This is a genomic window from Mesorhizobium sp. M7A.F.Ca.MR.362.00.0.0 (assembly GCF_004023175.1).
Classification (GTDB): domain Bacteria; phylum Pseudomonadota; class Alphaproteobacteria; order Rhizobiales; family Rhizobiaceae; genus Mesorhizobium.
This window is the reverse complement of sequence record NZ_RZTF01000163.1, coordinates 1-8,636: the sequence shown is the minus strand read 5'-3', so window position 1 is coordinate 8,636 and position 8,636 is coordinate 1. Positions and strand designations below refer to the sequence as shown.

Here is an 8,636-nt window from a genome sequence, read left to right as displayed (position 1 = left end):
ATCGAGCACCGCGCGCACGGCGCGAATGAAGCCTTCGGCGAACAGCCGCTTGACGCGCTGCGTCGCCCCGGTCGGCGACAGACCGACCCGGCGCGCCAGATCGAGCGTCGTGCGGCGGCCGTCCTCCTGCAACAAACGTAGCAGCGAGCGGTCGATACGGTCGAGATCGTCCATTTCAGGATTCACACTTTTTGACCAGAACAAACGTGATAATCACGCCAAAATAGCAAAAGCAGTATATTTCATCACGCTCCCGGACCGCAATACCGTTGTCGTGCAACCGACAACGAAAGCGGATCCCATGACATCAGCGATATCGACCTCCCGCAGCGCCCAGGCCAAGGGTGACATGCCCGTACTCATCCTGAGCGAGGCCGAGGTGAAAACCTGCATCGACCTGCGCCAGCTTCTCGACGTACTCGCTGGCGGCTTCAAGGCCTTGTCCGGCGGCAAGGTGGTCAATCCGGCACGGCCGCAGCTCGATGTTCCGCAGGCCGGCTATTCGCTGGCGATGTCGGCATGGATAGCGGGCATGCATCTGACGGTGAAGATCGTCAACGTCTTCGAGGGCAACGTCGCCAAAGGCATCCCCAGCCACCTCGCCACCATCCATCTGTTCGACCCGCAGACGGGCATGCCGGTCTGCGTCATGGACGGCACCTACATCACCGCCGTGCGCACCTCCGGCTCGGCCGTGCTTTCGGTGCGTGAACTCGCCCGCCGCGGCGCCAAGGTCGCGACGGTGGTCGGCGCCGGTGTGCAGGCCGGCCAGCATCTGCATCTTCTGCCGCTGGTGCGCGACTTCACCGAGATCCGCGTTGTCTCCAAGGAATTTTCAGATGCGCAAGCACTTGCCGCGCAACATCCGGGTGTCGTTGCCGTCGCCGATATCGAGGCCGCGGTGCGTTCGTCCGACGTCGTCTGCCTGGCAACGCATTCCTATGCGCCGGTGATCTCGGCCGAATGGGTGCGGCCGGGCACCCATGTCTCGTCGGTAGGCGTCGCCCCGCCGGGCGGCGAATTGCCGGTCGAGCTTGTCGGCCGGGCCAGCCTGTTCGTCGAGACCAGGGATGCCTTTGCCCCGACGCCGGTCGGCTCTTGCGAACTGGCGGGCATTGATCCGAAAGCCGGAATCGAGCTCGGCGACATGCTGCTCGGGCGGCGGCCGGGACGGGTCAGCGCCGATCAGGTCACCGTCTACAAGGCCATGGGCGTCGCCATGGAAGACATGGTGGCCGCCGATCTCGCCTACCGCGAGGCGGTTCGGCGGGGAATGGGACGTGTAGTTGCGCTGTAGCGGAGCCGCTCAATTGTTGAAGCCAGCGCCGCCCGTCGATAGGATCGTCCTTCTCCCCGTTTACGGGGAGAAGATGGCGGCAGCCAGATGAGGGGCAGCACCAACGTGGAGGGTTGGGACCTGCCCCTACCCCTCCACCGTCTCCAGCACGCTCAGCAGCGCGCCCTCCATGTCAGGCTCGTCGCCGGAGCAGACGCACAGCATCTCGGCGTCGCCCTCGCCCACCGACAGGTAGGCGTGACCCATGGTGGAATCGATATAGACGCTGTCGCCCTGTTTCAGCCGCACCGGCGCGTACTGGTCGGTGTGCAGTTCGATCTCGCCCTTGAGCACGATCAAAAATTCCTCGCCGGCATGCCTGGTCAGCGGGCCGAATTCCTGCAGCGTGCGGGCGCGTGCATAGGCGTGGATCGGCACCATGCGCTTGCGCACCAGATCGGTGGCCAGATAGCGGTAATCGTAGTTGCGGGTCAGCTGGCGCAGCGTGTTGGACTGAGAGGTCACCGAGCGGCGGGTGCGCGCAGACGGCTGCTTGCGGTCGCCGCTCAGCAGCTCGGTGACATGGATGCCCAGCCCCTCGCAGATCTGCAGCAGCTTGTCGTAACTCAATGACATCTGGTCGTTCTCGACCTTGGACAGCGTCGACACCGCGACGCCGGTCAGCGTGCTGACCTCCTGCAAGGTCCAGCCATGCGTCTTCCTCAAGCCGCGCAGACAATCACCGAGGTTCGGTTGCTCCGACATCGTCAGCTCCTGGCGCGGCCACTGAGCCGCTTCTTCACCCTAGGTAGTCCAACTCCCTGCCGCCATCAACAACGCTAATAATTTTCTTATACGCTAAATATTGACTGGATACGAAAATATTTCTACCCCTAGGACATGCAGTCCAAGTCTCACCAAAAAATCGTCGTCATCGGCGGCGGCATTGCCGGCCTTTCGCTGGCGGCGGCCGTGCAATCCTGGGCCGAGATTACCGTGCTCGAGCGCGAGCCGCATCTCGGCTACCACGCCAGCGGCCGCTCCGCGGCGCTGTTTTCCGAAACCTATGGCAATGCGCTGGTGCGGGCGCTGTCGCTGGCCAGCCGACAGGCTATCATCAATGGCGGCTTCGCCGCCCACCGGCGCGGCGCGCTGCACGTCGGCGGTGTCGAAGACAGTGCAGCCGTCGACCGCATGGCGGCCGAGATGCAGGCGCTGGTGCCGAGCGTACGGCGCCTGTCAGCAGCAGAAGTCACCGCGCTGGTACCGGTCATCGCCACGGCAACCACCTGCGGCGGCGTGCATGAACCCGGCGCGCTCGATGTCGACACGGGAAAGATGCTTGCGGCTTCAGCCTCCGCGCTCAAGGCCGGCGGCGGCGTGATCCGCACCGGCGAGGAAGTGCTGGAGATTTCTCGCGTCGCAAACGGCTTCAGCGTCACCACCAGTGCCGGCGCCTACCAGGCCGACATCGTCGTCGACGCCGCTGGCGCCTGGGTCGATGTCGTCGCCGGGCTGGCCGGTCTCTCCGGTCTCGGCTTCCGGCCGAAGCGCCGCCCCGCCTTCCTGTTCGATCCGCCCGCCGGCACCGACATCAGCGCCTGGCCGCTGGTGGTCGATTTGCATGAACAATTCTACTTCAAGCCCGATGCCGGCAGGCTGATCGGCTCGCTGGCCGACGAGACCGATTCCGAACCCTGCGACGCCTATCCGGAAGACATCGACGTCGCCATCGCCGTCGACCGCATCGAACAGGCGACGTCGCTGCGCATCGGCCGTCCGTCGACGCCGTGGGCTGGCCTGCGCACCTTTTCGCCCGACCGCACGCCGGTCATCGGTTTCGACCCGCGCCTGCCCGGCTTCTTCTGGCTCGGCGGCCAGGGCGGCTACGGCTTCCAGGTGTCGCTGACGCTGGCGCGGCTGGGTGCGGCGCTGCTGCGCGGCCAGCCGCTGCCGGACGATCTCACGGCACGCGGTATCACCTCCGCCGCGCTTGCGCCCGACCGTTTCATCACCCCGGCGGCGACGCCATGAACTTCACCGGCCTGCCCTTCCCTCAACCCGTAAAGTGTCATCAGGAGCGTTTGCGATGAAATCCGTTCTGCGCGCAGTCCTTAGCTCGTCCTTGCTGGCCTCGTCCGTCCTTCTTGGCGGACAGGCCTACGCCAAAACCCTGGTCTATTGCTCGGAAGCCAATCCCGAAACCTTCAACCCGGCGATCGGCACGGCGGACTCCACCATGGATGCCGCCGCCAAGACGATCTTCAACCGGCTGGTCGAGTTCAAGCCTGGCACGACCGAGGTCGGGCCGGCGCTGGCCGAAAGCTGGGAGGTCTCAGCCGACGGCAAGATCTACACGTTCCACCTACGCCACGGCGTGAAATTCCAGTCGAACGACCACTTTACACCGTCGCGCGAGTTCAATGCCGACGACGTGCTGTACACCTTCAACCGCCAGCGCGACGCCAGCAATCCCTACCACAAGCTCGGCGGCGGCGCTTACGAGTACTTCAACGCACTGGGCATGGGCACGCTGATCGACAAGATCGACAAGGTCGACGACCACACCGTGCGCTTCACGCTGACGGCTGCAAATGTCACCTTCCTGCCCGGCATTGCGCTCGACTATCTCTCTATCCTGTCGTTGGAGCAGACCGAAAAGATGGTCGCCGCCGGCACGCCGGAACTGATCGATAGCGAGCCCGTCGGCACCGGCCCGTTCGTGCTGCAGGCCTATGTCCCCGACAGCCAGATCCGCTACGCCGCCAACAAGGATTATTGGCGCGGCCCGCCGAAGATCGACACTCTGGTCTTCGCCGTCACCCCCGAACCGACCACGCGCGTCGAGCGCCTCAAGGCCAATGAGTGCCAGGTCGCCGCCCCGCCCCCGCCAAGCGCCGTCGCCGATTTGCGCACCGATCCCGACATCACCGTGCTCGACCTCAAGGGTCAGAACATCGGCATCCTCGGCTTCAATGTCGAACACCAGCCGCTCGGCGATGTGCGCGTGCGCATGGCGCTGGCCAAGGCCGTCGACCGCAAGGCGATCGTCGACGCCGTCTATGCCGGCGCCGGCACGGTCGCCGGCAGCGTCGTGCCGCCGGCGCAGATCGGCGCCGTCACCGACGCCGGCATCGACTATGACCCGGATGGCGCGAAGGCGCTGCTGAAGGAAGCCGGCCACGAAAGCGACCTGAAAATCAGCCTTTGGGCGATGCCGGTATCGCGGCCCTACAATCCCAATGCCAAGCGCATGGCCGAGATGATCCAGGCCGACTGGGCGAAGGTCGGCGTCAAGGCCGAGATCGTCAGCTTCGAATGGGGCGAATATCTCAAGCGCACCGCGGCGGGCGAACAGGACGCCTATCTGCTCGGCGGCAGCAGCGACAATGGCGACCCCGACAACATGCTGAGCTACCTGCTGTCCTGCGACGGCGTGAAGGGCGGCTCCAACCGCTCGCGCTGGTGCGATCCGGCCTTCGAGAAGCTGCTGCAGGACGGCCGCGTCGCCGCCGATCCGAAACAGCGCGCCGACATCTACGCCAGGGCGCAAGCGATCCTGAAGGTCGAGGTGCCGGTGGCGCCGATCGCCCATTCGGTGGTGGCGATCCCGATCCGCAAGAGCGTGCTCAACTACGTGCTCGACCCCTTCGGCCGGCAGAACTTTGCCGCCGTCGATATGGCGGAGTGAAGCTTGGCGACCCTGCCCTCGGGCTCGGCCCGGGGACGCACCGACACCTATGAAACCAGCAATTTGGCGGCGAAAGCAGAATCCATGCGTGAAGACCTGAACGCCCTCCTCAAGACCTATCTCACCGAGGGCGCGGTAGGCGCCTCGCTCGCCTACTCCACAGGCGCCGCACCAACCGCCCTCACTGCCGGCCTCGCCGACCGGGAGCATGGCATTGCCGTCTCGCCCGACCGCCTGTTCAAGATCGGCAGTTGCACCAAAACCTTCGTCGCCGCCGCATTGGTCAAGCTCGCTCAGGACGGCAAGCTCGACCTCGGCGCGCCGATCGCCTCCTGGTTTCCCGACCTCCCGGGAGCAGAAGACATTTCGGTGCGCCAGCTGATCAACCACCGCAGTGGCCTGCCCGAGTTCGAATATTACATTCCGATGGATCCGAGCCGGCAATGGACGCCGCAACAGCTGGTCGACATAGCCTTCGTTTCCGACAAGCAGAAGGCGCCGGGCGGGCCCGCCGTCTACAACAACACCGGCTATGTTCTGGCCGGCATGGTGATCGAGGCTGTCTCCGGCCAGTCGCTGGGCGGTTATGTCAGAAGCGCGATGCTGCACCCGCTCGGCCTGACAAACACCTGGTCGCCGGCCACCGAAGCCTTTCCGGAAAAGTCGATGGTGCGTGGTTACTACCACCGCCCCCCGCCGCCAGCGAATGCGCCCACCGACATCGCCTCGGGCGGCGAGATGTGGCGCATGGATGGCGTGCTGCCCTACTCCGACGACTTGCAGGATTCCTCCGATTCCTTCCCGTTCGGCGCCGCTTATGGCTGCGGCGACATGGTGTCGACGCCGTCCGATATGGTGAGCTTCATGCGTGGTCTCTTTTCCGGAAAGCTGCTGTCGCCGCCGTTCTTCGCCGAGATGTTCGAACACCGCGTGCCGGCAAGTTTCCCTGGCACACGCATGCGCGAGACCGGCGCCGGCATGTTCCAGAGCGCCTACGCCGATCGCGCCTTCTACGGCCACCAGGGCAGCATCCCCGGCTACGTCGCCGTGATGCTGCACGACCCGCTGTCCGGCCTGACCATCGCCATGACCAGCAATGTCGGCTCCGGCAACCGGCTGTCCTTCCAGGCCAGTGGCCTCCATCCGGTGGTCGATAAGGCGATCAGGATCATTCTGGAAAACTAGCCGCGAAAGATCGCCACGGCGGCAGCGATGATCGCCGCGTTGTCCTTCGCCACAGTTCCATCGGCGAGCGTATTGCCGTCTTCCAGACCGACCCGTGTCGACCAGCGCTTGCGATGCGCAAGCTTGACGAAGGGCCAGACAGTTGCATCGACGCCATGCAGCAGGATCGGCCGCCGTACCCCGGCGCGCTCGAGCACGGCGACGATGCCATGCGCTTCGTCGAGTGCAGCGGACAGGTCCGGGATGTCGATCTCGATCAGAATGCGCAGCACCTGGTCGTGGCCGGGAAGCGCTACGAAGCGCTCGGCATCGGCGACGACGGCAAGCCCCGCCTCGATGCCGACACCACGCTGGCGCAGCAGTTCCATCACGGCGGGCGCATCCGGTTCGGACAGGTTGACCGAAGCATAGTCGGGCAGGTCTCGCCAGCCGGCGATCGCCGTGCGGGTCCGCTCGACGTCGTTCTCGATCCAGGCGCCGGTCGACACGCCGACCAGTGTTCCCGGGCAGGTCCGGCGCACCGCCAGCACGGTGGCGTCGACGGCTGCCAGGCTTTCGCGCCCGTCAGTGCCGCGCGGATGGATGTGCAGTTCGGCGCTCCAGCGGCGACGCAGGCTGCCGCATCGCTGGCCATTGCCTCAGCAGTCAGCGGCAGCTTCGGGTGGAAATCGCGCACGCGCGCGCCGTTGATGCAGGCCTGGACGATCATCGGTCTCACCTTGCGCAGGAAGTTGACAGTCTAATCACGCGGCGGTGAAGCCGCCAATCTCCCCCGTGTGGGGGAGATCTTCAATCTCATCAAGCGTGCAGGCTGCGAAACAGATCGAAAATCTGATTGTTCAGGTCGGCAGGACAGCGCCCCCCTTTATCCTGCCGGACATCTCCCCCACGGGGGGAGATTGGCAGCATCAACGCCGCGCGCCTCCCCGCAACATTCGGCGGCATTTGAATAAAAGCCGCTCGTGGATATTTACCCGGCGTTCCCTCGTCTCCGGCAAGGTCTTCTAGGGCGGGATCATGGAGGGACCATTGACCAGCGATTTTTCAGCCGCCCGCATCCACCTCGAACGAGCCTATCATTATCTGCAAGGCAACGACGAGACGAGTCGCGCGGCCTGTGAAGCGCTCGATCTGTTGATCGAAGCGGTGACGGAAGCGCAGCACAGGCGACCCGAGGCTGGAGTGCTGGAGTTTCCGCAATCGACGGCGCGGCGAACCGGATAGAATGCGGCGAGTTTCAGGTCAGTTCGGCCTGGCCTGAAACTCGCCGCACCCGGATCACGATGCCTTGCGGGCCGTCGCTCCCTTGGTCGCACGCGCGACAATTCGTTCCAGCGGCTCTGGCCGGTGCAGCAAAAATCCCTGGCCGAAGGCGACGCCCATGTCGCTCAACATGGCCAGCGTGTCCTGCTGTTCGATCTTCTCGCCGACCACGTCACAGCCGAGGCTGCGGGCGATGCTGGTGATGGCCAGCACGATCTCGCGGTCGAAACGGCTTTGCGTGATGTGTTCGATGAAGGAACCGTCGATCTTGATCGTGTCGACGGGGAACCGCCGGAGATATTCGAACGAGCTCATACCGGCGCCGAAATCATCGAGGCTGACCCTGCAGCGCCGCTCGCGCGCCTTGCGCACAAACTGTTCGGCGGCGTCGAAATTGGTGACGGCGGTGGTTTCGGTGATCTCGAAGCCGATGCCCGAATGCGGCGCCCCGGTTTCTTCTATGACGTTGTCCACGAAGTCCCAAAGCTGCGGGTCGCTCAGCGTCTGCGCCGACAGATTGAAGCCAAGCGTCAACGTCCCCGAACGCAAGGCGGCACCATGCCGCGACAGCGCGGTGCGGATGATCCAGCGGTCGAGCCGCGACGCGATGCCGAACCGCTCGGCCACCGGAATGAACTCGCCGGGTGGCACCAGCCGGCCGTTGCGGGCGGCGAGCCTGGCCAACACTTCGACATGGCGGCTTTCCAGCCAGGGACGGCCCAGAAGATGGATTTCCTGGCCAAACAGCTTCAGCCTTCCGTCTTCCATGGCATCGACCGTATCGGCGACGACGCGCGCCGCGTTGAGGCCACCCGAACCCGATGCCGTATCGGTGGAGAAGACGGCAAATCGGTTCCGCCCGGCGGCCTTGGCAGCGTAGCAGGCGTCGTCGGCGCAGGCCAGCGCGTCGGCCACCGTCGTGTTGGCGTCATCGACGAAGGCGATGCCGATCGAGGCCGCCAGCTTGCGCGACGTGGCCGTCGATCCTAGTTCGGCATCGCGAACCGCGGCAAGTACCGCGTCGGCCAGCCGCCCGGCCTGCGCCGTATTGCAATTGGGCATCAGCAGCGCGAACTCGTCACCGCCCAGGCGCGCGGCATGCGCCGTCGGGGGAAGGCAGCCCAGAATGCCTAGGGCAACGCTTTTCAGTGCCAGGTCGCCGGCCGCGTGGCCGGCAAAATCGTTGAGCGCCTTGAAGTAGTCGAGATCGACGTAGAACAC

8 protein-coding genes and 1 pseudogene are annotated in these 8,636 nt (G+C 65.0%); 5 read left to right on the top strand and 4 right to left on the bottom strand.

All coding sequences use genetic code 11. From position 1 onward, the window contains the following. Nucleotides 1-174: Lrp/AsnC family transcriptional regulator (locus tag EOC06_RS42915; protein ID WP_245469813.1), on the bottom strand; the 174-nt coding region annotated here is incomplete at its 3' end. 127 nt (nucleotides 175-301) lie between these two features. On the opposite strand from EOC06_RS42915, the gene EOC06_RS19770 reads away from it, so the two are divergent. Beyond that, complete coding sequence (locus tag EOC06_RS19770; protein WP_128308573.1) at nucleotides 302-1,297, top strand: ornithine cyclodeaminase family protein; 996 nt, start codon at nucleotides 302-304, stop codon at nucleotides 1,295-1,297. 126 nt (nucleotides 1,298-1,423) lie between these two features. Here EOC06_RS19770 and EOC06_RS19765 read toward each other — a convergent pair whose 3' ends face one another. Beyond that, nucleotides 1,424-2,041 (bottom strand): helix-turn-helix domain-containing protein, encoded by a 618-nt coding sequence (locus EOC06_RS19765; RefSeq protein WP_128308572.1) that lies wholly within the window; start codon nucleotides 2,039-2,041, stop codon nucleotides 1,424-1,426. A gap of 135 nt (nucleotides 2,042-2,176) precedes the next feature. Between EOC06_RS19765 and EOC06_RS19760 the strand changes: the two genes are divergently transcribed. Genes EOC06_RS19760 through EOC06_RS19750 form a run of 3 tightly spaced genes read left to right on the top strand, consistent with a single transcriptional unit; the run spans nucleotide 2,177 to nucleotide 6,152 of the window. Continuing rightward, nucleotides 2,177-3,310 carry an FAD-binding oxidoreductase gene (locus EOC06_RS19760; RefSeq protein WP_128308571.1) on the top strand — a complete coding sequence of 378 codons (1,134 nt, stop codon included), beginning with the start codon at nucleotides 2,177-2,179 and terminating at the stop codon, nucleotides 3,308-3,310. Nucleotides 3,311-3,365: 55 nt separating this feature from the next. Continuing rightward, the gene (locus EOC06_RS19755; RefSeq protein ID WP_128308570.1) at nucleotides 3,366-4,967 is read left to right on the top strand and encodes an ABC transporter substrate-binding protein; all 1,602 of its coding nucleotides are present in this window, start codon (nucleotides 3,366-3,368) and stop codon (nucleotides 4,965-4,967) included. A gap of 3 nt (nucleotides 4,968-4,970) precedes the next feature. Continuing rightward, the gene (locus EOC06_RS19750) at nucleotides 4,971-6,152 is read left to right on the top strand and encodes a serine hydrolase (RefSeq protein ID WP_245469808.1); all 1,182 of its coding nucleotides are present in this window, start codon (nucleotides 4,971-4,973) and stop codon (nucleotides 6,150-6,152) included. Here the strand turns inward: EOC06_RS19750 and EOC06_RS19745 are convergent. After that, nucleotides 6,149-6,861, bottom strand: a pseudogene (locus tag EOC06_RS19745) (3-keto-5-aminohexanoate cleavage protein). The gene EOC06_RS19750 and the pseudogene EOC06_RS19745 overlap by 4 nt on opposite strands. 320 nt (nucleotides 6,862-7,181) lie before the next feature. On the opposite strand from EOC06_RS19745, the gene EOC06_RS19740 reads away from it, so the two are divergent. Continuing rightward, complete coding sequence (locus EOC06_RS19740; protein ID WP_164748793.1) at nucleotides 7,182-7,376, top strand: hypothetical protein; 195 nt, start codon at nucleotides 7,182-7,184, stop codon at nucleotides 7,374-7,376. A 54-nt stretch (nucleotides 7,377-7,430) separates the two neighbouring features. On the opposite strand, the gene EOC06_RS19735 is transcribed toward EOC06_RS19740, so the two are convergent. Continuing rightward, the coding region (locus tag EOC06_RS19735) for an EAL domain-containing protein (RefSeq protein WP_128308569.1) at nucleotides 7,431-8,636 on the bottom strand (1,206 nt) is incomplete at its 5' end.

Coding starts and splice junctions, on each gene's coding strand:
- EOC06_RS19755 (WP_128308570.1), top strand. CDS start 3,366: ATGAAATCCGTTCTGCGCGCAGTCCTTAGCTCGTCCTTGCTGGCCTCG.
- EOC06_RS19760 (WP_128308571.1), top strand. CDS start 2,177: ATGCAGTCCAAGTCTCACCAAAAAATCGTCGTCATCGGCGGCGGCATT.
- EOC06_RS19765 (WP_128308572.1), bottom strand. CDS start 2,041: ATGTCGGAGCAACCGAACCTCGGTGATTGTCTGCGCGGCTTGAGGAAG.
- EOC06_RS19770 (WP_128308573.1), top strand. CDS start 302: ATGACATCAGCGATATCGACCTCCCGCAGCGCCCAGGCCAAGGGTGAC.